We start from the raw sequence: 24057 nt of genomic DNA, 5'->3' as shown, positions 1-24057 counted from the left end.
TACAAAACAATATATAATTTAAATAGAATTAATCTGTAAATGATATGAATGAATGGGGTGACAAGAATGGAGCTTAGACAGTTGCAATATTTTATGGAAGTAGCGGAGCGAGAGCATATGACAGAAGCAGCTCACCACTTGCATGTCGCTCAGTCTGCAGTCAGCCTCCAGATTGCAAAGCTGGAGGCTGAATTGGGAGTAGCGCTATTTGAACGGGTTGGAAGAAATGTAAAGCTGACGCAGATAGGAAAAGTTTTTCTGATTCATACAAAAAAAGCACTGAGGACACTTGATTATGCTAAGGAAAAGGTTGATGAATACCTCAACCCCGAAGCTGGCACCATCAAGGTGGGCTACCCGACAAGCCTTGCCGGGCACTTCCTGCCAACAATCATCTCGGCATTCAGGGAAAAACACACCAACATCACTTTCCATTTACGCCAGGGCTCTTATGCCGACCTGATAGAGGCGGTAAAAAATGGGGATTTGGACTTGGCCTTTCTTGGACCGGTCCCAACCAGAGACCCTGAAATTGAGGGGCATATCCTTTTTACAGAACGGTTTTCTGCTCTTTTGCCGAAAAACCATAAATATGCAGACAGGAATCGTTTGTCCCTGACGGACTTGAGGGAAGACGACTTTGTGCTGTTCCCCCGGGGATACATCCTGCAGCAAATCGTAGTGGAAGCCTGCCAGCAGGCAGGTTTCCGCCCAAACATCGCCTCTGAAGGTGAGGACATGGACGCATTGAAAGGACTGGTTTCCGCAGGCATTGGAATCACTCTCCTTCCCGACAGCACGCTGTTAGATTCCATTCCCAGGTTAACGGTGAAAATACCAATCTTAGAGCCGGATGTCAAACGTACAGTGGGCATTATTGTTCCCCAAAACCGGGAGGTCGCGCCTTCTGAAAAAATATTTTTCACATTTGCCAAGGACTTCTTTAGTGTCCTTGAACAGTATAAATGAGAATGTCAGCAGCAATATTCCTTTCTTGGTATCCTGATAGATTATTCTTCGCACAGGAGGGTAAATTTACAATAGATCAGTAAAATGAGAAAGGGTGGTAGAAGTGAAAAAACTGCGGTTATTTCCCCTGCTGGCAGCCGCTTTCCTATTTCTCTCAGGCTGCAACTCAAATGAAGAGCAAATTGTTAAGGAAGAGGATGTTACGAATCCTTCAAGGGAAGAGCAAAGAGCGGAAACAGAAGCTCCTCCTGAAGAAGATGTCCAAATTACCGAAACCGCCGGTTTGGGTGATACACGAGAGGTCTTCAACGAGGAATACGGAGAGCCGGAGGGCGATGAAGAAATCGCCAATTACCTGGACGACTTCATGGTTGTCACATTTGAAAACCACAGGGCAGTAAATATTGAGCTGCATTTTGGGTCCAATCCCGAAGGGCCTCAGACTGAGGAAGAAATCCTTGCTTACATCGAAGAGCGGATACCAACAGATGCAGAAGAAATCGACAGGACAACAAACGACCAGAATAGCCAGCAGGAAATCATTCAATATAAAAGCGAAACACTCAAAAATACTGTTAGCGACGAAAGCTTCGCACAGGATGAACCGGGAGCTTTCACTGTAATCATTGAAAAAGGACAGGATACTGCTCCATTTGCCACGATCACTCTTGGCAAGGGCCAAAACATCTAAATTAGGAAAGGGAGGCAACCTTTATATAACGGTTCCTCCCTTAATCTCTTATGAAGTAAAGTCAAAGTAATTCCTTTTCAGCAGCCGCGGCCTTTCCATCAGTTCCTTATAGGTAATTGATTTGGGCAGCTCTTTTGTATCAATCAAAAACAGCTGGTCTTCAATCGCTTTTGTCACTTCATCTGTTTGATAAGCCATATGGCAGCCTTTGCATACTATCCCAGGTGTTGAGGTAATCTCGATGGCCCTTGTGCCATCGGGCAGCTCCCAATAGACATCCCCTTGTTCCTCGGTTGCTTCGTACCCGCACCAGTCACATTTCAATGCCATAACCAATCCCCCCATCATCAAGATTTCGTTTCTCCTTGACCATCATTCTGGTTTGCCGACGCTTTTTTCTGTTCCGCTTGATATTTTTTCTCCTTTAATAAATCCCGTTTGTCACGTTTATCCTTCAGGCTTGAATGGCTCGGGTCGGAAACATATTTTTGGCGGCGGTCCAGCCTCTGCAAATCTTCCGGAATGAGATTGAACTTGCTGTCATTCATGACCGCAGCGATGCCTGCGTTCGATTTTTTCTTTTCATAATCAGGGTAGACCTGCTTGAAATACTCCTCAGCCTGGCCGGCTTGATAATTTTCAGGTTCCGGATAAGAAGTGATGACCCCTTCAAAATTGCGGAGAACCACTTTTTCCGGGCTCTGGGAGATCAAGTAATTGGGCTGAAGGGCAATTTTCCCTCCCCCGCCAGGTGCATCAACGACAAAGGTTGGAACAGCATATCCGCTTGTATGCCCCCGAAGCCCTTCAATGATTTCCAGTCCTTTGGAAACTGGGGCCCGAAAATGGCCAATTCCCTCCGACAAATCACATTGATAAATATAATAGGGTCGGACCCGGATTTTGACCAGATCATGCATCAGTTTTTTCATGATCGGTACGCTGTCGTTAATGCCAGCGAGAATGACGGACTGGTTCCCCACCGGCACTCCTGCATTCGCCAGCATTTCACAGGCTTTTTTTGATTCTTCCGTGATTTCTATGGAAGTATTAAAATGGGTATTCAGCCAGACAGGATGATATTTTTTCAGGATGCTGCAAAGATTTTCAGTTATTCTTTGCGGAAAAACAACTGGCGCCCTTGTGCCAATCCGGATGATTTCAACATGGTCAATCTCCCTGAGATTCTTTAGAATATATTCCAGGATGGTATCATTGATTAATAAACCATCACCGCCAGAAATAAGCACATCCCTGACTTCCTCCGTGCTGCGGATATAATTTATCGCGGCATCCAGCTGCTTCTTAGGGACTCCCATGCCAATCTGCCCTGAAAATCTCCTCCTGGTGCAATATCGGCAATACATGGAACACTGATTGGTCACCAGGAACAAAACACGGTCGGGATAACGGTGGGTCAGCCCTGGAACTGGGGAATCCTCATCCTCATGGAGGGGATCTTCCAGGTCATATTTTGTTTTATGAATTTCTCTTCCGATTGGCACGGACTGCATGCGTATCGGACATCTTGGGTCATCAGGATTCATGAGCGATGCATAATAAGGTGTGATATTAAGCGGAATGGTTTTTGTGGAAATCCGGACGCCCTCTTCCTCGTCCGGTGTCAGGTTAATTACCTTTTTCAGGTCATCCAGTGTCCTGATGGTGTTCGTCAGCTGCCAGAGCCAGTCATTCCACTGCTCTTCGGTAACATTCTTCCATAATTCAATCTCCTTCCAGTGGCGGTCTGGTTTATATAAAAACGGCTTCATGCAAGTACCCCCTAAGAACCTTTTACATACTAAATATGCAAGTTGCGTGCCAATTGTGTAACCGGGGGATAGCATTTCCACAGCCCTTATCAGCTGCCGTTTCGGAGTCATGAAGTGTCAACACAGCGAACAGCCTGCCGGAAACCCAGCAGGCTGTTTATTATTTCCGTAATTTATACTGCAAGGTTTGCCGGGGAATCCCAAGAATGCTGGCTGCCTTTTGTATATTTCCCTGCGACTCTGACATGGCAGCTTCAATTAATTGTCCTTCGTACTTCCTTAGCTTATCCTTTAAGCTTAGGCTAGGCTGGCTGCAATCCTTTAGGGGATGACCCTTTGAGATCATGGCCGGAAAATCCGCAGTGGAAAGCATCCTCTCCTCGCACACATTCATCATGTATTCGATGGCATGCTTGAGCTCGCGGACATTGCCTGGCCAGCTATGGGCCGACAGAAGTTCGGCTGCTGTGGTTTCAATCCCTGCAATCTGTTTCCCCAGCAGGTTATTAAAATGGTCGATGAAAGTTTCCGCCAGAAAAAGGACATCTTCCCTGCGCTCCCTCAAAGGCATCAATTCGAAGGTAAGGACATTAAGCCGGTAGAAAAGGTCTTCGCGAAGCTGCCTTTTCTCCAGCGCTGTCACCGGATGGACATTCATCGCCGAAATGACCCGTACATCGACATTGGTCACATTTACACTGCCAACCCTCCTGACTGCCCCATCTTCAAGAACCCTTAACAGCTTTGCCTGCAATTCAATTGGCATGGCATGAAGTTCATCCAAAAACAATGTTCCGCCATCAGCCAGCTCAAACAGCCCCGGCCGGTCCACTGCCCCAGTATAGCTGCCTTTTGAGGTTCCAAACAGAATGCTTTCAAGGAGACTTTCCGGGATAGCTGCACAATTTTGGGCAATTAGCGGGCCATTATTTCGCTTGGAAGCATGATGGATGGCATGGACGAACAATTCCTTTCCCGTACCGCTTTCACCAAATACAAAAATGGGTGACTGTGATTTCGCAAGCTTTTCAGCTCGCGCTTTTAATTGTGCGAACTTGGAATTTTTCGTCAGAAGGTCGGCAAAAGTGTATTTGGCAGATTGCCGGACCCTTTTCAAAGCATTTGGCTTGATGCTTCCGTGGATATCAACCAGCCTCTCGGCAAGCTCTTTAAGTCTTGAATAATCCTTGGCTATCTCCACAGCGCCGGCCACTTTTCCATTTACAACAATCGGAAGGGTGGTGTTAACCGTTTCAATCCTTTTTCCATGCAAATTCAAAAAAGACTGGGTTTTATTATAAAGGGGTTTTTCTGTTTTCATCACATGAAGGAGCGTGCTCGTTTTTTCATTAAGAGAAGGATAGATATCCAATAAATGCTTGCCTATTACCTCTTCTATTTCAAGTCCGTCATGCTTAGCTGCCACTCCATTGTAATAAATGGTGTTTCCCTGGGTATTCACAGCGTGTATCGCTTCATCAATACTTCCAAGGATGGCGCCCATAAATTCTTCCGTCATGTTGGCAATCATATTCATCTTATCACCCTCCCTTACTATGTATATGAGAACGCCGAAAAACCATCACCTGATTGCCGAAAATTCGGCACTCCCTTTTCATAATAAAAGCACCTTCCTGCATCCAGAAAGGTGCCTCTTGTTATTCCTCTGTATCTTCTGCCAAATTCCTGCACCATATATTCATATCTTCCATCTTATCGAATATCAGACAGTTATTGGCCAGCCTGCCGCGGTACGAGTAGCCTAATTGATGCAAGGCAGCATTCATTCCAAATGAAAGCGCACGGGCCAGTGAATACGAACAAAATATGCCCATGTCCTTCAGCTCTTTTTCCAGCTGAAGCAGAAGCAGCTTCATTAACCCATATTGCCGGTGTTCCTTCAAGGTAGCACAATCAGTTAATTCAGCATTTTGATAAAAAGAGTTTATTTCAGCCGAAGAGGCACTCACAATCTCGCCCTTATAATCAAATCCAAAGTAAATGGTGCCTTCCTGGATTGTTTTTTTGATATATTCAGGGTCATTCATAGGGGTAGGATAGATGGAAAAGACCTTATCATAGAGGGCTGCCAGTTGGACAGAGTCCTGGCCGCCAAGTTTTTTTAATTGGTAGTCAACTGGCGGGATGGCCGCTTTCACGTTCCTTTTAAGGATGGCTACCTTGTCGATCATTTCATCCTCTTCCACCCAGCTGCTTGATGTCTTACGCCCAGGAGTGAGAAACCTGGAGAAAAACAGGCAGTCTGAACCCAGGAAATAGCCTTCAATTTTGCCTTCTAGAAGGAAGCCGTTTTCCAAAAAGGCACTTGCATGCTCCCTGCGGACTTTAAAGATCAGCTTTTCTGCTTTATGCTGTCTGGCTATCCTTAGACCATACTCGATTACACTTTGAATGTTTCCACGATAATCATCTATCCTGACCCTGCGGTTAAAATGATCATGAAAAACGGTAAGGCTGCAATGTTCGTCCTTGATTACCTCCATCATGCTGTTCCGCACCATTCAAGGATGGCTAGCGCGATAACCTCTGCTGCTTCATATACATCCTTTAAATTTATATATTCATTGGCATCATGGGCCATCTTTGTAACCCCGGGACCGAAAACGACTACAGGCACTCCCCCGATTTTATTCAGAATCCCTCCGTCAGTGGCCCAGGGAGAAGCTTCAATGACAGGACTGCACCCCTTGATTTTTTCAAAGGCTTTCCCCAGAACTCCCACAAGCTCATGGTCAATCTCAAGGTTGCCCGGCAGCCAGCTTGCACCAAACCACTCTGTTTCGGGCTGGTGATTACGGAGCCATGGGTCCGAAGCCGCTATTTCCCTTAAGGCTTCAGCCATTTCTTCCTTTGCATTTTCCATGGTTTCATCTGGCGCAACCCCCATTCTGCCTTCTATTATGGCCGAATCTGGAACAGACGATGGCCATGACCCGCTGCTAATTTTGCCTACATTGATGGGAATAGGAATTGGAATGGCGGCGAAAAGGGGATCAGTGATGCGGGAGTTCCGTTTTGCCTCCAACTCTCTTAAGCCTTTCAGGATAAGTTCGGCCTTTTCAATGGCGCTTACCCCTTCATACCTAGTCCCACCATGTGCCTGCTTTCCTTTTACAGTGATTCTGAACCACATTGAACCTTGCTGCTTAGGGAAAAACTTCATGTTTGTCGGTTCGGGAATAATCGCTCCATCCGCCGTATACCCCCGGAGGACTGCGGCCAATGTTCCGGCTCCGCCGCTCTCCTCTTCGATCACACTTTGGAAAATTACATTCCCCTTCAGAGTTATGCCGCTGTTTACAATGGCTTCAAGAGCCAAAAGGAGCGATACAGTGCCGCCTTTCATATCGGTAGATCCCCTGCCGAACAGCCTTCCGTTTTCAATATGGCCGCTGAATGGGTCCTGGTCCCACGCACTTACTTCTCCGACCGGAACCACATCGATATGGCCGTTAAGAATCAGGGAGCGGCCCCCTCCGCGCCCCTTTAGGGTGCCAACTGCATTAGGGTTTCCAATAAAAACCTTTCTGTCTGAACAAAAAGCAGGATGATTTTTCAGTGTTTCTCCGCCGATTTCCCAAATATCCATTATCAGCCCAAGTTCACGGCACTTTTCAATGATGACTGCCTGCGCACTGCTTTCCTGCCCTCTGGTACTGTCTTCCTGAACAAGCCTTTGCAAATAACAGGCCGCTCTGTCCTCGTTTTTACGGATGTAGTCTCTTACTTTCTTTTGTGCCTCCTCCAACTGGATTGCCCCCTTTTCTCTCGCACTACTGTTCCATCAATTTAATATCAGAAGGAATCTGGAAACTGCAGCCTGTTTTGGCGGCGATTTCATCAATTGTGGTCCCTTCGGCATACTCGGCGAGAATCAGCTTGCCGCCGGAAATTTTGAATACAGCAAGTTCGGTTATGATCATATCCACACATTCAGCAGATGTGAGCGGCAACGTGCATTGTTGGACGATCTTCGGCCTTCCTTCCTTATCTGTATGATTCATGAGTACAATCAATTTTTTTGCTTTTGCCGCCAGTTCCATCGCACCGCCCATTCCAGGTATTCGCTTACCAGGAATAATCCAGTTGGCTAAATCACCTTTGGAGCTAACCTGCAATGAACCAAGTATGGACAGGTCGATTTTTCCGCGGCGAATCATGCCAAAAGCAGTTGCGCTGTCGCAATAGGATGCTCCCGGCACAATAGTGACCGGAAAGCCTCCCGCATTGCACAGGTTTTCATCTTCTTCCCCAGCCTCAGGTGAAGGTCCCATTCCCGTTATCCCGTTTTCGGCATGAAACATGACCCTCATATCTTTGGGAAGATGGTTGGGCACAAGCGAAGGAATGCCAATGCCAAGATTTACAACCATTCCTCCACTGATTTCTTTTGCCGCCCTTTTGGCCATTCTGTTTCTTGCTTCTATTCCCATGCCCATTTCCAATTCACCCCGCCTGTTGGAATTACCATGTCCACGAATATTCCAGGTGTGATAATTTCTTCGGGATCCAGACTCCCGAGGGGCACGATTTCCTCCACTTCAGCAATCGTGAAATTTCCAGCCATGGCAACGAGCGGATTGGTGTTCCTTGCACTTTTGTCGTAGACAAGATTGCCATAAGGATCGGCTTTTTTAGCAAACACGATGGACACTTCTGCTGTCAGTGCCGGCTCTACTACGTACGTTTTCCCATTTAGCTGCATCCGCTTTTTCCGGTGTGATACCATCTCATTATCAAGGCCAATATCAGTCAAGATGGCTCCTAGACCCATGCCGCCTGCACGGATTCTTTCCGCAAGGATCCCCTGAGGGGAGAATTCCACTTCCAAGTCCCCTTCATTCATAAGCCTTCCTGCAACCGGGTTGGATCCTATATGCGAAGCAATTACTTTTTTCGCCCTTCCACGGCTGACAAGCTTCCCTATGCCAATATCGGGAAAGCCGGTATCGTTTCCGATAAGAGTAAGATTTTTGAGGCCTTTGGCCATCATGCCGTCAATCAGCGATGGAGGAGAGCCTACACCTCCAAATCCCCCAAACATAAGGGTCATTCCGTCTTGCATATGCTGAAGTGCTTCATTGAGACCGGAAATTTTATTAAAAGGATTCTCCATTCACTCCTCCCCTCCATTTTGCGGAACCAATTCCCTGCCAGCTTTATCCAGAACCCTCCTGAACAGTCTGACAAGTTCCTCCAATTCACGTTTATTGATTGTCAACGGAGGTGATAGGATGACCGCGTCCCCGCTTACCCCATCCAGGCCTGCAGCTGCCGGGTACAAAAGAAGCCCTGCCTCCTGGGCAAGCTTCACAATACTCCCGGTGAAGTTCAGGCTTCGCGGAAAGCTGGTTTTGGTTGCCGGGTCCGCAACAAACTCAACCCCGAGAAGCAGCCCCATTCCTCTGATATTGCCGATGAACGGGTATGATGCTTTCATTTTCTCAAGCAAATTTCTTAAATACACTCCGTTTTCTTCCACCCGGCTTAGGACCTTGTTCTTTTCAAGATATTCCATTACAGCAAGGGCAGCAGCACAGGATTGCGGGTTGGCACTAAGGGTATGTCCGCTCATGATGGTTCCGGAACCATTTCTTATCGGGAGCATGACTTTTTCGCTGACTAGAGCAGCCGCGATTGGAGCATACCCTGCCCCCATCCCTTTGCCTAGCGAGACAATGTCGGGAGTAACTTCCCAATGCTCCAGGGCGAGCATCTTGCCGGTACGGCCAAAGCCGGTCATTACCTCGTCGGCGATAAAAAGAATGCCATGTTCGTCGCATATGCGACGGATGGCTTTGTAATACCCTTTTGGGGGAGTGATTGCCCCGCCTGATGCCCCAACCACAGGCTCGGCTATGAAAGCAGCTATGGAATCAGCGCCTATTCTCCTAATGGCAAGGTCTAGTTCCTCCGCACATTCAAGCCCGCAGCTTGATGGTTCTTTATTAAAAGGACAGCGGTAGCAATATGGCGGCGAAATGACCGGAAAATCCGCGAGTAGCGGAATAAATCTCGACCTCCTCCCAGGGTGGCCCGACATCGATAATGCTCCTAGGGTAATGCCATGATAGCTGACCCACCGGGAGAGTATTTTTGTTTTCATTGAGCGGCCTTTTTCCTGCCAGTATTGGATAGCTATTTTCATTGCCGTTTCGGTAGCCTCAGAACCGCTGTTCACAAAAAAACTCCAATTCAAATCACCAGGCATGGCCATGGCTATTTTTTCGGCAAGCTCCTCGGCCGGACGGCTTGTAAATTGGGAGCGGTAAACAAAAGATACTTGCCCTGCCTGCTTTTTCATGGCTTGGATGATTTCCTCCACTCCGTGGCCAATATTGGCTGTCACAGCTCCCGAAGCTCCATCAAGATATTTTTTGCCTTCCATATCGTATAAATAGACACCTTTACCAAAGTCAATGACCGGATACTCTTCGTCGAGGGCCGGCTTTATCAAATAAGTTCTGTCCATCCTCTCACTCCGCCTTCTATGAAAACGTACTCAACCTTATAGGTCTCTATAGATTGTATGAACATGAAAAGCGATTCTTTCATGGATTGTTTACCTTAAACCTAAAAGAAAACACAAAAAAAATTGCCCGTTAATTCCGGGCAATTTGTTTATATTTTCACCAAGTCCCGCAGCTGCACCCTATGATGATCAGCAAGATAAAGAGTACAACAACCAGTACAAAAGTACTTCCACTGCCATATGCTGCTCCCGCTACTCCAGCGTAAGGGTAACCGCAGTATCCATAATCTGCAACAGGTGCTGTCTGACCGCAATGATAACCGTAATGCATGAACATCTCTCCTCGCTCTTTTGCTGTATTTCTTACATTCATACACTATGCGTTGGGTACTTGACCTGCATGTGCTTTAGCCCAATTTCTTTTATTGTCTCCCGCCGTGGAAACCTCGGGAAGCATGAGGAGCTGCGAACGATGAAAAAATCCAGACAAAAAAAGACGGACATTATGTCCGCCTTCTCCCAACTAGCTAAAAGTTACTTCAAGCACTGGAGTCGTTCCCTTTTCTACCGGTCCTTCTGCCTTTTCACCAAAAGAAGAAGCCTGGTCTGTATTCGTAATAATGACAGGGGTCACGATACTTTTTGCTTTAGCCCTAATGATATCAAGATCAAAAGACACTAGTTTGTCGCCAGCTTTTACTTTATCCCCTTCGCTTACAAATGTCTCAAACCCTTCTCCATTTAGGGAAACCGTCTCGAGACCGATATGGATAAGGATTTCAGCTCCGTTTTTCGCGCGGATGCCAATAGCATGCTTGGTTGGAAAAACCTGCATGATTTCCCCATCGACCGGTGAGACAGCCATTCCTTCTGTTGGTTCAATCGCAAATCCATCACCCATCATCTTCTCGGCGAATACAGGGTCTGGCACAGTTTCAAGGTCGACCGCAGTCCCGGATAACGGCGCAAGCAGCTGGATTGTTTTTACTGGTTCCTCTTTTTTTCCAAATAGTTTTTTAAACATATTCTTTCATTCCTTTCAAAGCTGTTTCCTCTTTTGTAAAACAGAGATAAAAAATTCTCCGACTATTAACAGCACCACTCATCTTGTCCATGATACTTATTCCCCATTTTACCTATTTTCACACTGTAAATACAAAAACTAAGCCTTAGCCCCCTTAAGTCAGGGCACATGTCTTACAGGATGCACATATTATAAATCACCCACAAATTTTTAGGAGAGAGGGATATGACCGTAAACAACAGCCTTTATGCTGATATGTATAAAGCGGCCATGATAAAGTTTCTTACAGGCCTTCCTTTCAGCAGTGGTTATACTATTCATATTGATGGGATTTCTCTTGGCGCACAGTTTCCGACCCGCAATAGCGGCTATACACCGGTCTCCCCAGGGCATCATCAGGCGGGCATTTCGATCCATGCCGGGACACCGGTAAATACAACCCAAATCCTTGAGTTATCTTCCGGTAAATTTTATACTTTGGCAGTTGCTGGGTCAAGGGGCTCCACAAAACTGCTTATTTTCGAAGACGAGCCCTGGGTACCGGCAGGTGAAGCAAAAATCCGGTTCATCCACCTTTATCCACAAGAGAAGTCACTTGATATTGCCGTAAAAAAACGCGATGTGATTTTCCCGGACGTCCAGTATGGGCAATCCACACCCTACCTTGGGATTACCCCAATGAGCCTTGAACTCGAAGCCAGAAAAACAGGAGCCAAAGGAGCGGCTATCGATTTTCCTTTATTAAAATTTGAACATGATACTGCCTATACCATTGTTATTACTAAGGAGGAACCCCTTGTTATAAAAGATACGTTTTAAACCAAAAACACTCAAGAACGGCGGCCAATCAAAAGGAGCGGCTGCCGTTTTTTCGCCTTTTTCAGTTCACTCCACAGGCACCAACAGCGTAAAGGAAATATCATCCTGCTTAAGATTGAACGTGTTGGCTCGCACCTTGATATTACTTTTAAGCTCCATGTCTATCAGCGATACATAAACGGTTTCCTTATTGGGCTGGATTTCGACCCACTCCGGAAGCTTATAATTGCTTTGGATGATTTTCATGACCCGAGAAACAGGAAGGTCGAGGCTCCCAAGGGTAATGGACTTCTGCTTCAAAACGAGATCGCCATTTTCCAGGGCCTCCGGTTCAAAAGTCAAAAGCATTTGCAGATGCTGGCCAAACAAGGGGAACGCACCATAAAGCTCGACCTCATCCGTTAAGAAAACCTGATAATCAATTGGCCCGGTGAATCCTTCTTCTTCAAGGTAATGGTTGATTACCTTATTTAAATCCGCCCTATTGGTTCGAATGTCAAAGGATACATGATCCCCCTCCAATTGGCTGCTTTGGCTCTTCCTTTCCTGACCGTGCTCAACCGGCATGCTCGCCAATACGAACAAGATAAGAATGATGGCAACCATCGCTCCAAGTAAGATAAAAAAAGCCAGCTTCCATTTATTCTTCATTCAGTATTGCTCTCCTCATTCCTGACTGTATAGGTTCTTCGCTCCAATTCAACCAGTCGTTCACCGCGCAATTCTTCAAACACTCTCTGTGCAATCAGTTCATAGCCCTGGTCATTGGGGTGAAAGTAATCATCGAACAAAAGATTGACTTCCAGATTCAAGAACAAGTCATCAATTTCAACAAAAACAGTGTTCGGGTATGAATCGACGACTTGCGAACTCGCCTGGTTCCATTCCGTGACAATCTGATTCATTTCTGCAATATCGGAAAACCAGGGAAAAAACGGGTTATAGAAACCGATAAGGACAACAGTCGCATTTTCGTTCAGCACAGAAACTGTTTCCATAATTTCTTTTATACGGGAAACATACCCTTCTTTCGCATCCTCAAAAACTGGCATTTCCAACCCGAAGATATTCCTTTGAATGACTCTCATCAAATCATTTCCTCCAATGGTGATAGCAACAAGATCTGCCTTGCCGACCGCGGTCTGCAGCTCTTCCGAACCCAGCCTCTTCAACAGCTGGTCCGTCCGGTTTCCTTTTACTCCATGATTCTCGATCACTACCTGCCTGATTCCTTCTTTTTCTAGCAGTTTGGCGAGATACGGGAGATATCCCCCCTGTCTTGTGCTGTCGCCGACCCCCTGAGTAAGGGAATCTCCGGCAGCGACAATATGAAGGGGACGGGGAAGGATCTCTTCGGGAACCGGCTTCTTATATTGGATGGAATTTTCCTTGGAAGGGATTCCTTAATTTTGCGATGTACTGGTAGGATTGCTGCAGGATGCCAATACGAGGAGGCACAGATAAAGTAGGCTGAGGTTTCTGAACATGGCATGCACCTCCCTTTATCATATTCTTTTTTTATTATAGCATGCAGCAACTTTCCCAGACACAGAGAAAGCATTATGGCAGTATACAAAAAAACAGACCTCAGAGAGGTCTATTGAAGTGTTTTGATGTCCTTGATGATATCTTCAAAGGGAGTGTCATTTAAGCCGGAATAGCTTTTCATGATCTGCCCATTCTGGTCCACAAGGTAAAAATAGGATTGGTGAATGACCGCATCCCCATTCTCAGGTTTTTGTACAATGGTTTTAAAGTTATCCATCGCAAAGGTCTCGATTTCCTTCTGCGAATAGCCAGTAAGGAAATTCCAGGAGGAAAAATCCACGCTGAAACGCTCGCCAAATTCCTTGAGTGTCTCTGGCTTATCCACTTCAGGGTCGACGCTAAAGGAGATAAATTCGACGTTATCAAGATTTTCTTCCTTGACCATATCCTGAAGTTTTAGCATATTCGCCGTCATGGGCGGACAGATATCAGGGCAGTTTGTAAAAATGAAATCCGCTACCCATATTTTCCCTTCCAAGTCGTCAAGCCCAAAATTTTGACCTTCCTGATTCACAAATTCAAACTCTTCCACCGGCCAGTTCAAGGGGTCCACAATTCCCTGCTGGCCGCAGCCAGCCAATAGTAAGGCACCTATCATCACGAAGGCCGATAACAACTTTTTCATTTCACTTCACCCGCTACCTCTCTATATCTTGCTACCTCTCTATATCTTGCTACTTCTTCATTCTAGCAAAGACCTTCATAATAGGAAAGGCTAATGGCTTATTTCCTTATTATTCAAAAAAGTACATGAAGCCAATGGCTCCAGGCCCTGTATGCGTACTGACAATTGGGGTTGTATCCTCAATTTGGATCTCACTATAGCCCGTCTTTTCAGCGATTGCCTCTTTGAGCTTGGCAGCCAGTTCCATCCCGGCGGCATGGACAAGCCCGACCCCTCTGACGGTCCGTCCTTCCGTATCTTCAACAAAACGGTTAACAAGGTACTTTACCACTTGCGAGTAGCTGCGCGCTTTTGAGACTGGAGTATATTCGCCGCCTTCAAGGGAAGCAATTGGCTTAATGTTCAGCAGCGACCCTATCATCGCCTTGCCTTTCCCGATTCTTCCACCCTTCACCAGGTTTTCGAGAGTGTCCACGACGACATATAGACGTGTGTTTTCCCTTACTTGTTCCAGCCTTGCAACTATATCCTCTATGTTGCGGCCTTCCTTTGCCATTTTGGCAGCTTCAATTACCTGGAAGGCCAAGGCTTTTGAAATAAAACGGGAATCAATCACCGTGACGTCTGCTTTCGTCATGCCCGCTGCACTTTCCGCTGAGCGGACGGTGCCGCTCATGCCCCCCGTCATGTGGATGGAAATGACAGAATAGCCCTGGTCGGCCAGGCTTTCATATACTTCCAGGAACTCTCCGGCTGACGGCTGGGAGCTTTTTGGAAGTTCTTTTGAAGCTTTCATCTTATCCATGAACTCTTGGGGAGAAATTTCAATCCTGTCCAAAAAATGCTCGCCATCAATGGAAATGGACAGCGGAACAATATGTATATCGTACTCTTTAATGACATTTTCGCTTAGGTCCACCGTTGAATCCGTAACAACCTTAATCTTATTCACATAATCACGCCCCTATCTGCTCTCTATTCAATTATACATGTTCTTAAAATAGGAACAAAACAAAAGGCGCCTATTTGGCGCCTATCGCTTATGCATTATTCTTCAATTCGGCACTTTGGAAAAGCTGCTCGTAGACGGGCCACTTAAGGACCCTTTTTAAATATTCCCTGAAAGAGTAAGTCTTTTTGGCATTTTCATCAAAGTAAATGCCTGATATAAAAGTTTGCAAACGGACTTGAATCATGAAATAATGAGGGTTTCTTTTCTCCAATACAGGTATTTCCTTCACCTTAACCTTCTGTCCAACAGTATTTTTGAACTCCAGGCTCTTGTATAACAAAATATCAATCCTCTTTTTATCCCGTTTGATTATATTATACCTTATTACCATATCGAATTGTGTCTGTTTATGCGCTTTCAAAAACTTTTTTCTTCCATGATAAAAAGCCTTCAGGATGCCCTGGAGGCTTTTTATTTAAAGTTACTGGCTATCCTGCCCGGCGTAGCCATTTTCCACTTCCCATTCTTTCTCTTTCTTGAGTTTCCGCTTATAGACGATCTTTGATAGATTGACGCTGATTTCATACAGGAATAATAACGGCACCGTCACCAGAAAGTCGGACATGATATCTGGAGGAGAAATAACCACCGCCACTACAACAAGCACAAAGTAGGCATATCTGCGGATTTTCGATAGAACAAAGGGATTAATAACTCCGAGGGATGTAAGGAACATCGTCACAACCGGCATCAGGAATAAAATGCCAAAGGGAATTGTCATGTTTAAAATAAACCGGAAATACTTATCCGCTGTAAAATTCGTCACAACCATGTCCGCACTCAATTCAATCAGGAAATTGAGTACAATCGGGAAAATGACGAAATATCCAAACAATAGACCGGCAACAAACAGAATGAACAGTGCAGGAATATAAGACAAAGTCACTTTTTGCTCAATTGGCTTCAATGCCGGTTTAACAAACAGCCAAATTTGGGTTGCCAAGACTGGTATGGTTCCGGCAATGGCAATTACAGTGGCAATCATGAAATAAATCCAAACGATATCACTGGGTCCCAGGACAATCAGTTTTATGTCCAGGTCCTGAACAAAAAATTGATAAATATCTTCTACAAAAAGGAACCCGACGATAAAAAATACAAGAAAGGCAGCAACGCTGATCATCAGCCTTTTTCTTAGTTCATCCAAATGGTCTACTACATTTAGTTCTTTATCTTCCATATTTCTCCCCTGCCAGACAAGAATGCTTTATTTAGAAAAGCTACAGCACCGAATATGCGCTGTAGCTTTATTGGTCCCCTTCATTTCAGAAAAAAGGGTGCAAGATAAATTATCTTACACCTTATTTGAGCGCTTTTTGGATTTCCTTTTTCTCTTCCTCAATATCGTCCATTACGTCGCTGGTTAACTCACGAGTGGATTTCTTAAATTCTTTCAGCGTTTGCCCGAATGCACGTCCAATCTCGGGGAGTTTCTTTGGTCCAAAGATGATTAAGGCCAAAACAAGGATTAGAATTAATCCCGGGACACCGATGTTTGATAGCATGGATCAACATCTCCTTCTCATTTTGTGAATCTACTATGATTATAGTGCATTAATTGCCCTTTGTGGAGCAATAAGATAATTGTTCATGATAATTTCACAAAAACAAAAAAGTTTTCCTCTATGTGATATTTCTTACTTCTTCAACATCATTTCGATTCTATCTCTATTATAGTTATTATACAAGCAAATTAAACAGCTGGTTATTATTGTTAAGTTCCAGGAATGCAAAACCTTTCTTTTCAAGGCTGGCGATCAGTCTTGGATATTCATTTTTATCCTTAAGCTCTATTCCCACCAGGGCCGGCCCGCTTTCCTTATTATGTTTCTTCGTATATTCAAACCTCGAAATATCATCCTGCGGCCCAAGAACGTCATCAAGAAACTCGCGCAAAGCCCCGGCACGCTGTGGGAAATTTACGATAAAGTAGTGCAGGAGGCCTTCGTGAAGCAAAGAGCGTTCCTTGATTTCCTGCATACGGCTGATGTCATTATTTCCTCCGCTTATTACACAGACGACCGTCTTTCCCTTAATTTCCTCCTTAACGAAATCCAGGGCAGCAATAGGAAGCGCGCCCGCCGGCTCCGCAACAATGGCATGTTCATTGTAAAGCTGGAGGATGGATGTACACACTTTCCCTTCCGGCACAACCACAATATCATCAAGCAATTCCCGGCAAATTTCGTATGTTTTTTGGCCAACACACTTGACGGCGGCACCGTCTACAAACGTTTCAATCTGGCTTAGCGGGAATACCTTCTCCTGTTGGATTGATGCTTTCATTGAAGCAGCGCCTGCAGGTTCGACTCCAATAACCCTCGTTCCGGGGGAAACACTCTTAATAAAAGTCCCTACCCCAGACATTAAGCCTCCGCCGCCAATGCTGCCAAGAATATAGTCAATCGGCTCTTCACAATCATTCATTATTTCCACAGCGACCGTTCCTTGCCCCGCGATTACCTTTTCATCGTCAAACGGGTGAATAAAAGCTCTCCCTTCCCGATCTGAACAGGCAACTGCTTCATTATAGGCATCGTCAAAGGAGTCTCCCGAGAGAATGATTTCCACAAATTCCCTTCCGAACATTTCAATCTGGCTGACCTTCTGGCCAGGTGTGGTAGCAGGCACAAAAATCTTTCCGTGAATCCCCAGCTGCCGGCATGCAAATGCTACCCCTTGAGCATGATTCCCTGCACTCGCACAAACAACTCCATTTTCAAGGTTCTCGCTCAAAAGCTTCATCGAATAATAAGCTCCCCTAAGCTTGAAAGAACGGACATGCTGCAGGTCCTCCCGTTTTAGATAAACATTGCATTCATATTTTTCGGAAAGCCGTTCGTTTTTTTGCAGTGGTGTATGGGCAACAATTTCCTTCAGATGCCTGTAAGCTATCAAAATATCTTCTACTTGCACCAATTTTTTTATGACTGTTCTTTGTTCCATACAGCACCCTCACTTTATAGTTGATTAATTTGTACATTATAACATATAAACGCGTTAATCGATAAAAGTTTTTTAATATTTTTACTACTTCATTTATAAAAAAATAAGACAGCCCATGCTGTCTTATTTCTTCCGCCTATAGATCAGGAACTCATAATCGTACGGATTTTTCTCATCCCTTATTCCCTTTTCGCGCGTTTCAAGTTCCCAGTCATCCATATGGAACACCGGGAAGAAGGTGTCGCCGTCAAACCGCTCATGAATCATTGTCACATACAGACGGTCCGCATGGGGAAGCACTTCTTTGAAGATTTCAGCACCGCCTATGACAAAGAGTTCTTCTTTATGCAAATCATGATAGTTAAGCAATTCGTCAACGGAATAAAGAACAGTGCATCCTTCGCTCTTATATTCATGATCCCGTGTGATGATAATGTTTTCACGGCCTGGAAGCGGCCGGCCGATGGACTCATGTGTTTTTCTGCCCATTGCGATTGGGTGGCCCATTGTCATCCTTTTAAAAAACTTGAGATCCTCCGGCAAATGCCAAGGCAGCTGGTTATCCCTTCCTATGGCACGATTTTCGTCCATGGCCCAGATTAAGGAAATCATACACTCACGGCTCCTTTTATATGCGGGTGAGGGTCATAGCCTTCAAGCGTAAAATCTTCAAATTTGAAACCGAAAATATCCTTGACTTCCGGGTTCAGCTTCATTTTTGGCAATGCTCTTGGCTCCCTGTCCAGCTGCAGGTTGACCTGTTCAACATGGTTTGTATAGATATGCGCATCCCCAAGGGTATGGATGAACTCACCTGGCTGAAGGTCGCACACCTGGGCCACCATCATCGTTAGCAGGGCATATGATGCGATATTGAATGGGACTCCAAGGAAAATGTCGGCACTCCGCTGATACAGCTGGCAGGACAGTTTTCCATCTGCCACATAGAACTGAAACAGGCAGTGGCATGGCGGAAGAGCCATATGGTCTACATCAGAAACATTCCAGGCGCTGACAATCAGCCTTCTTGAATCAGGGTTGTTTTTAATCTGGTGAATCAAGTTGGAAATTTGGTCGATGCTCCCTCCATCAGGAGTTGGCCAGGACCTCCACTGGTGCCCGTAAACCGGTCCCAGCTCCCCATTTTCATCCGCCCACTCATTCCAAATCCGAACTCCATTTTCCTGAAGGTATTTAACATTCGTATCTCCATTTAAAAACCAGAGAAGTTCGTGAATGATGCTTTTCAAGTGCAGTTTTTTCGTTGTAACCAAGGGAAAGCCTGCGCTCAAATCGTACCTCATCTGGTAACCAAACGTGCTGATGGTACCTGTGCCGGTACGGTCTTCCTTCCTTGTCCCTTCTTCAAGAACATGTTTGCATAAGTCCAAATATTGTTTCAAAAAAAGCACCACCTTAAATAACAGTCTTTCCTATTTTAAAGCAAAGCAATGGCTGCGACAACCAAAGTGCCGCAGCCATTATTCATTAATCCAGTGCCTCGATATATCTGAAAGTCTGAGGGGCCACATCTTTCAACAGCTTTTTATGCTGGCCGTCCAGATAGAACATGGCAAAGGTTTCTGCAAAGTATTCTTCGGGGTAATCCAGGAAATAAGCCTTTCCAGGAAACAGGAACTTGCTCTCCTGCTTCCAAATCTCCAGAAACCGCGGATCTTCCCTGATGAGTCCATAGACATGGCGGTCAACCGAGTGGGCCAATTCATGGAGTTCAAGATTGACAGAACCGTGGCCTTGCCCCTTGTCGCTGCTGCCAATCTTGACGAGGACCAGCCTTGACCCTCCTACCCCAGGAACTTCATCCCAGGTTTTGCCACTGGCATATCCTCGTGGCGTAATCCCTTTTAAGCCCCGTGCGGAAGGATTATCTGTAAGTTTTCCTTCGAAAAGGGCAATCTGTATGTCCTGTTCGACGATTTTCCTTAGCATTTCTGTTGGGAGGCGGTCAATTCTGACAATTATTTCCGCCGTTTCCCGATGATTAAAATTTCCTTCTGGCACTAAAAAAATTTCCCCAAGATAATCATTATGTTCGACATTCAAAGAATCCATCAGCAAGGATTGCTGAGGGTAAAGTTTAAGAGGAATGCCATTCACATTGGCATGGAGGCTTCCCGGAAGTAAAAATATAATGAAAGAAAAAAGGAGGAACTGGGTCAAATGGCGCATTTCTGGGTCTCCCTTAAATTAAATGTTTAACCATGGAGTAAGTCTATTAAAATTATAACATATTGGAAATTAGCTGAAGAAGCCTTCTAGCAACTTACATAATAAGGAAAAGGGGATAATTCCTCACACTTCAGGCATAAAACGCATATAGTTCAGTAGCATATGTAAGTAGGTGAAAACAACCATGAAATCAAAATGGCCGCCACATAAAAATTCCTCTTCCGATCTCCAGTTTGTTCTTAAAGAGCTTGCCTCAGGAAAGCTGGTAGCAGCAGATTTCTTTCTTTGCCTCATTCTTCTTCCCCTGATTCCAGTCACTTTCCTGCACCCTTTGAAACTATGGATCATAACCATTCTGGCTGCATATTTTACCTTCTGCTGCATACTGTTTTGGATTAGCAATGAGTTATTTAAACGAAAAAAAACCTAACCGGCTTATGGCTGGTTAGGTTCTCCATTTTGGCGGAGTATTTTTAGCCCAGTAGATTGACCCAAGATCAAAATGAGTCTGAAAACCGTCATGATGAGTATGATAATGAAAATTGAACCAATACCCTTCATGCGGCGGCCTATCCCTTCTTACATGGAACCGGATTATATCCTTTTGGTCCGGACCATAAATATGAAAGATTTTCTCGGAAACGCCCCCTCCAGGCAATTCCGATATGGACAGGTTTGCCAATTCTTCTTCCGGAAATTGTTCTGCCACAGAGACAATGGCTTTTTCAATGTTTGGGAGTATGATTTGTCTGAATTCATCTTCGATCACAGGGCCGATGCGGGTGCCGAACTTTTCCAGCGATTGCTCTTCCGCCTGTTTCATAGCTCTCCCCATGAAACTTTCCCGTTGACTCTCTTCCTCATGCTGCCCCTCCTGGTTTGCAGCAGGTGCCCGCATGGCATCAGCCATATCACCGCCTTTAGATTGTGACGGCAGCAGTTCGGACGCTTGTGAAGGCGAAACCATTCCAAGAGTTAATATGGATATCAAAACGACGAGTGATTTTCTCAGCCATAGCGGCATTTTCTTTCCCCCCGTGCAATAAAGTTCCCTTGCCAATTTAGATTAATCTATCATTATATAAATAATCATTTCTTTCACATGATTATTATACCGCTTTCATGTGCCACTGGGCAAAAGGTTTATTTTTATTTATAAGGGATAATATGTATTTAAGGTAGTTATATGGATATATACATACTGTACAAAGATAACCCAATATAGCGAGGGGGAAAGAAAATGACATGGACAGTAGCAGCCATCGGCATGGTTATGCTGGCTTATTTTGTATATCTGACAATTGTAGATTAAAGGAAAAGCGGAGCCGACTGCATAGCCCCGACAGGCATAAGACAGTCTCCAGAAGAAGTCGCTCTTTGACTTCTGGCGGAGAATGGCTTATGTCCCAAGGGGCTAGGAGGCGGAGCTGGACAAGGAAAGCTGATCCGATTGAAAAACCCTGAAGAAATTTCTTTCAGGGTTTTTCAATGATGCCAAAATGGAATGTTGCGCTTTTACGCCTGAAGACTTGAAAGCCGAAGTTTTCAAAACGGCTGCTGCGAAAATGATCTTTCAGGATGACCCGTTTTCTCGCAATGCGGAGCGCCTGCTCCATCATTTCCTTTGTTAATGTTTCATTCAGTGCAAAGTTGGTAAGGCCCCTGATTCCGTCCGATTCAAGGATGCTCTCTTCAAACATGGGGTCAAAGTACACACAGTCAATACTGGCTCCATCCATTCGCTCCATAACAGCAAGTGCCTCGCCCTGAACAACGGACACTCTTCTCATTGCCTTATCCATGGGCGGTAACCCAGAGGACCAGGACATCAAGCCTGCGGCTACAATATATGCTAAAACGGGATTGCCTTCCACACCAATTACCTTGCCGCTAGCCCCTGCGGCAAAACTGGCTACAATGCTGTCAGAGCCCAGGCCCAGTGTACAATCCAGCAAGCTCATGCCTTCCCCGAAGCCTGAAGCCTCCAGAAAGGGATCTTTTTCTCCCTTTAATAATCGTTTAACCCGAAACATGGCTGAATTGGGATGAAAGAAGAAAGGCTCGTCCTCACCGCGGGGATACAGTTCAAGCCGGTTCTTTCCAACCACCAAGCAATCACCCTTTACCGATTCCATCAACTGCAGAACAGATCGTTTATTTCGGGGAACATACGGGCTGCCCAACGCCTGGGCTATCTGTTCGGCTTGCCTGATCATATCTTCATTTGTTCTTCCCGCCGTTGTAACAATCATCGTTTTACACCCTATTCGACATGATAAAGAAAACTCGCCCTTTGGCGAGTTCCCTTAACAATGTTTTTCAAATGCCGCACTCAAATTATCCAGGATCTCTTCCATGGAATGTCCTTCAATTTCGTGCCGGGGAATAAAATGAACAACTTCCTTCCCCTTCAGGAGAGCCATGGAAGGAGAAGAAGGCTCCAGACCGGTGAAATATTCACGCATTTTTGCAGTAGCTTCCTTTTCCTGGCCGGCAAAGACAGTGACAAGGTGATCAGGCGCCTTGTCGCTCCGAAGTACCGCCTGTGTAACAGCCGGACGGGCAAGGCCTGCGGCGCAGCCGCAAACTGAATTAACAACCACTAGCGTGGTGCCTTCAGCGTTTTCAACATACTGTTCAACCTCTTCAGGTGTTAACAATTCCTTAAAGCCTGCATTTACTAGTTCCTCACGCATCGGCTTCACAATCTGTTTCATATATTCTTCATAAGCCATGGACATAAGAATCCCTCCCATCTTTAGTTGCAGTGTTAGCATACTATCTTTTTTGCTGCAATGCAATCAAGAGGAGGCGTCACTGGTGCCATCATTGCTTTATAATGGTTTTCCCTTCTACAAACATGACGCTTTCCGATAAAGCTTCAAACCCGCTGCGGTTTTCAATCAAAACCTCACTGCCTACAACAGCGTTTTCTATCAGCATATTTTCCCCAATCACGGCATGAGGAAGAATAACCGAATTTTTAACCAATGAACCCTTTCCTACCTTCACGCCATAGGAAAGAACTGAACTCAAAACATCCCCGAAGATTTCGCAGCCCTCACTGATGAGCGACTGTTTTATATATGATTCTTCATCCAGATAAGCAGGCGGCAATGTAGTGCCGGCCGTATAGATTGGCCATTCCTTGCGGTGGAGGATCGGCGAAGTTGCGTCCCTCAGCAAATCCATATTGGCTTCCCAATAACTTTGTACCGTGCCGACATCCTTCCAGTACTCATTGAACTCATAGGCGTAAAGGCTGTAATTCTGCTGAAGCATAAAAGGGATGATATCCTTCCCAAAATCGCTGAAGGATTCAGGGTCGCCATCAAGCTGTTCAAAAATATGGCAAAGTGTTTTCCAATTAAAAATGTAGATTCCCATAGAAGCGTTATTGGATTGAGGGTGGAGCGGCTTTTCAACAAAATCGAGGATCTGCCCGGATTCGTGGTCAACGTTCATGATTCCGAACCTTTCTGCTTCCTCCCATGGAACACGTACCACAGGTATCGTTACATCGGCACCTTTTTCAATATGTACCTCAAGCATACAGTTGTAGTCCATTTTATAAATGTGGTCTCCTGATATGATCAGTACATATTCAGGCTCATGGGACTGAATGAACAGACGGTTTTGTGCAATGGCATGCGCTGTTCCTTCGTACCATCTGTCCATGTCATCACACTGGAAAGGGGGCAAAAAAGTTATACCTGCATTCCTGCGGTTTAAATCCCAGGTTTCCCCGTTGCTGATATAGTTTTGCAGTGTATGCGGCTGGTATTGGGTGAGAATGCCAACTGTATCCATGCCCGAGTTTCGGCAATTGCTTAATGCAAAATCTATAATTCTATATTTCCCGCCAAAAGGAACGGCAGGTTTTGCGATTTTTTCTGTGAGCTTCCTCAGCCTTGTGCCTCTTCCTCCCGCCAACAGTAAGGTTATAATCTCTTTTTTTGCCATAAAAA

The 24057-nt window shown here is 45.3% G+C and carries 29 protein-coding genes; 3 read left to right on the top strand and 26 right to left on the bottom strand.

Annotated features, from left to right (window positions below; genetic code table 11):
* Window positions 1–66 precede the first annotated feature (66 nt).
* Together gltC and WQ57_RS13265 are read left to right on the top strand one after the other, a co-directional pair.
* On the top strand, window positions 67–969 hold the full coding sequence (gene gltC / locus WQ57_RS13270; protein WP_046524254.1) for a glutamate biosynthesis transcriptional regulator GltC: 903 nt from the start codon (window positions 67–69) through the stop codon (window positions 967–969).
* Window positions 970–1072: 103 nt separating this feature from the next.
* Window positions 1073–1660: a hypothetical protein gene (locus WQ57_RS13265; RefSeq protein WP_046524271.1), complete on the top strand. Its 588-nt coding sequence runs from the start codon at window positions 1073–1075 to the stop codon at window positions 1658–1660.
* Between the two features lie 48 nt (window positions 1661–1708).
* Here WQ57_RS13265 and WQ57_RS13260 read toward each other — a convergent pair whose 3' ends face one another.
* From WQ57_RS13260 to WQ57_RS13220, 10 genes are all read right to left on the bottom strand, one after another.
* Entirely contained in the window at window positions 1709–1984 is a 276-nt protein-coding gene (locus WQ57_RS13260; RefSeq protein ID WP_046524270.1) for a YokU family protein, read from the bottom strand.
* Between the two features lie 23 nt (window positions 1985–2007).
* Window positions 2008–3432: a lysine 2,3-aminomutase gene (gene kamA, locus WQ57_RS13255; protein ID WP_046524253.1), complete on the bottom strand. Its 1425-nt coding sequence runs from the start codon at window positions 3430–3432 to the stop codon at window positions 2008–2010.
* 160 nt (window positions 3433–3592) lie between these two features.
* Window positions 3593–4969, bottom strand: coding sequence for a sigma-54 interaction domain-containing protein (locus WQ57_RS13250; RefSeq protein ID WP_046524252.1), 1377 nt, complete (start codon window positions 4967–4969; stop codon window positions 3593–3595).
* A 121-nt stretch (window positions 4970–5090) separates the two neighbouring features.
* Window positions 5091–5939 carry a putative beta-lysine N-acetyltransferase gene (gene ablB / locus WQ57_RS13245; RefSeq protein ID WP_241481535.1) on the bottom strand — a complete coding sequence of 283 codons (849 nt, stop codon included), beginning with the start codon at window positions 5937–5939 and terminating at the stop codon, window positions 5091–5093.
* The gene (locus WQ57_RS13240) at window positions 5936–7201 is read right to left on the bottom strand and encodes a peptidase (RefSeq protein ID WP_046524250.1); all 1266 of its coding nucleotides are present in this window, start codon (window positions 7199–7201) and stop codon (window positions 5936–5938) included. Before WQ57_RS13240 ends, ablB begins: the two co-directional genes overlap by 4 nt.
* A 25-nt stretch (window positions 7202–7226) precedes the next feature.
* Window positions 7227–7892, bottom strand: a complete 666-nt coding sequence (locus WQ57_RS13235; protein WP_046524249.1) for a 3-oxoacid CoA-transferase subunit B — start codon at window positions 7890–7892, stop codon at window positions 7227–7229.
* Window positions 7877–8569 carry a CoA transferase subunit A gene (locus WQ57_RS13230; protein WP_046524248.1) on the bottom strand — a complete coding sequence of 231 codons (693 nt, stop codon included), beginning with the start codon at window positions 8567–8569 and terminating at the stop codon, window positions 7877–7879. The genes WQ57_RS13235 and WQ57_RS13230 overlap by 16 nt, the downstream gene beginning before the upstream one ends.
* A complete protein-coding gene (locus tag WQ57_RS13225; protein WP_046524247.1) occupies window positions 8570–9925 on the bottom strand; it encodes an aspartate aminotransferase family protein in 1356 nt (451 codons plus the stop codon).
* 157 nt (window positions 9926–10082) lie between these two features.
* Window positions 10083–10256, bottom strand: coding sequence for a YjcZ family sporulation protein (locus WQ57_RS26235; RefSeq protein ID WP_084820270.1), 174 nt, complete (start codon window positions 10254–10256; stop codon window positions 10083–10085).
* 192 nt (window positions 10257–10448) lie between these two features.
* Window positions 10449–10949 carry a PTS sugar transporter subunit IIA gene (locus WQ57_RS13220; protein ID WP_046524246.1) on the bottom strand — a complete coding sequence of 167 codons (501 nt, stop codon included), beginning with the start codon at window positions 10947–10949 and terminating at the stop codon, window positions 10449–10451.
* Between the two features lie 225 nt (window positions 10950–11174).
* Here WQ57_RS13220 and WQ57_RS13215 point away from each other — a divergent pair, with 225 nt between their 5' ends.
* Window positions 11175–11768 (top strand): DUF4397 domain-containing protein, encoded by a 594-nt coding sequence (locus WQ57_RS13215; protein ID WP_052948749.1) that lies wholly within the window; start codon window positions 11175–11177, stop codon window positions 11766–11768.
* 66 nt (window positions 11769–11834) lie between these two features.
* On the opposite strand, the gene WQ57_RS13210 is transcribed toward WQ57_RS13215, so the two are convergent.
* The 16 genes from WQ57_RS13210 to WQ57_RS13135 all read right to left on the bottom strand — a co-directional run bounded on the left by WQ57_RS13210 (window position 11835) and on the right by WQ57_RS13135 (window position 24052).
* Window positions 11835–12419: a YpmS family protein gene (locus WQ57_RS13210; RefSeq protein ID WP_046524245.1), complete on the bottom strand. Its 585-nt coding sequence runs from the start codon at window positions 12417–12419 to the stop codon at window positions 11835–11837.
* Window positions 12416–13096, bottom strand: coding sequence for an SGNH/GDSL hydrolase family protein (locus WQ57_RS13205; RefSeq protein WP_241481539.1), 681 nt, complete (start codon window positions 13094–13096; stop codon window positions 12416–12418). Before WQ57_RS13205 ends, WQ57_RS13210 begins: the two co-directional genes overlap by 4 nt.
* A 269-nt stretch (window positions 13097–13365) precedes the next feature.
* The gene (locus tag WQ57_RS13200; RefSeq protein ID WP_046524244.1) at window positions 13366–13941 is read right to left on the bottom strand and encodes an SCO family protein; all 576 of its coding nucleotides are present in this window, start codon (window positions 13939–13941) and stop codon (window positions 13366–13368) included.
* A 109-nt stretch (window positions 13942–14050) separates the two neighbouring features.
* Window positions 14051–14893, bottom strand: coding sequence for a DegV family protein (locus WQ57_RS13195; RefSeq protein ID WP_046524243.1), 843 nt, complete (start codon window positions 14891–14893; stop codon window positions 14051–14053).
* An 88-nt stretch (window positions 14894–14981) separates the two neighbouring features.
* Window positions 14982–15233, bottom strand: coding sequence for a DUF2535 family protein (locus tag WQ57_RS13190; RefSeq protein ID WP_046524268.1), 252 nt, complete (start codon window positions 15231–15233; stop codon window positions 14982–14984).
* 141 nt (window positions 15234–15374) lie between these two features.
* A complete protein-coding gene (gene tatC / locus WQ57_RS13185; RefSeq protein WP_046524242.1) occupies window positions 15375–16133 on the bottom strand; it encodes a twin-arginine translocase subunit TatC in 759 nt (252 codons plus the stop codon).
* Window positions 16134–16254: 121 nt separating this feature from the next.
* Entirely contained in the window at window positions 16255–16458 is a 204-nt protein-coding gene (tatA, locus tag WQ57_RS13180; protein ID WP_046524241.1) for a twin-arginine translocase TatA/TatE family subunit, read from the bottom strand.
* A 175-nt stretch (window positions 16459–16633) separates the two neighbouring features.
* Window positions 16634–17899: a threonine ammonia-lyase IlvA gene (gene ilvA / locus WQ57_RS13175; protein WP_046524240.1), complete on the bottom strand. Its 1266-nt coding sequence runs from the start codon at window positions 17897–17899 to the stop codon at window positions 16634–16636.
* Window positions 17900–18022: 123 nt separating this feature from the next.
* A complete protein-coding gene (locus WQ57_RS13170) occupies window positions 18023–18511 on the bottom strand; it encodes a dihydrofolate reductase (RefSeq protein WP_046524239.1) in 489 nt (162 codons plus the stop codon).
* Window positions 18508–19302: a thymidylate synthase gene (locus tag WQ57_RS13165; RefSeq protein ID WP_046524238.1), complete on the bottom strand. Its 795-nt coding sequence runs from the start codon at window positions 19300–19302 to the stop codon at window positions 18508–18510. Before WQ57_RS13165 ends, WQ57_RS13170 begins: the two co-directional genes overlap by 4 nt.
* A gap of 85 nt (window positions 19303–19387) precedes the next feature.
* Window positions 19388–20089, bottom strand: a complete 702-nt coding sequence (locus tag WQ57_RS13160) for an anthrax toxin lethal factor-related metalloendopeptidase (RefSeq protein ID WP_046524237.1) — start codon at window positions 20087–20089, stop codon at window positions 19388–19390.
* A gap of 123 nt (window positions 20090–20212) precedes the next feature.
* Complete coding sequence (locus tag WQ57_RS26665) at window positions 20213–20383, bottom strand: hypothetical protein (protein ID WP_156183133.1); 171 nt, start codon at window positions 20381–20383, stop codon at window positions 20213–20215.
* Window positions 20384–20534: 151 nt separating this feature from the next.
* The gene (locus WQ57_RS13150) at window positions 20535–21113 is read right to left on the bottom strand and encodes a YpjP family protein (RefSeq protein ID WP_046524235.1); all 579 of its coding nucleotides are present in this window, start codon (window positions 21111–21113) and stop codon (window positions 20535–20537) included.
* 451 nt (window positions 21114–21564) lie between these two features.
* Window positions 21565–22341, bottom strand: a complete 777-nt coding sequence (locus tag WQ57_RS13145; protein ID WP_046524234.1) for a class I SAM-dependent methyltransferase — start codon at window positions 22339–22341, stop codon at window positions 21565–21567.
* Window positions 22342–22395: 54 nt separating this feature from the next.
* Window positions 22396–22830, bottom strand: a complete 435-nt coding sequence (locus tag WQ57_RS13140; protein WP_046524233.1) for a BrxA/BrxB family bacilliredoxin — start codon at window positions 22828–22830, stop codon at window positions 22396–22398.
* Between the two features lie 85 nt (window positions 22831–22915).
* Entirely contained in the window at window positions 22916–24052 is a 1137-nt protein-coding gene (locus WQ57_RS13135) for a glucose-1-phosphate adenylyltransferase (protein ID WP_046524232.1), read from the bottom strand.
* Window positions 24053–24057: the final 5 nt, after the last annotated feature.

The sequence above is a fragment of the Mesobacillus campisalis genome, assembly GCF_000986785.1.
GTDB lineage: Bacteria > Bacillota > Bacilli > Bacillales > Cytobacillaceae > Mesobacillus_B > Mesobacillus_B campisalis.
Note: the sequence above shows the minus strand (reverse complement) of the source record. Positions and strands in the feature narration are given on the sequence as shown.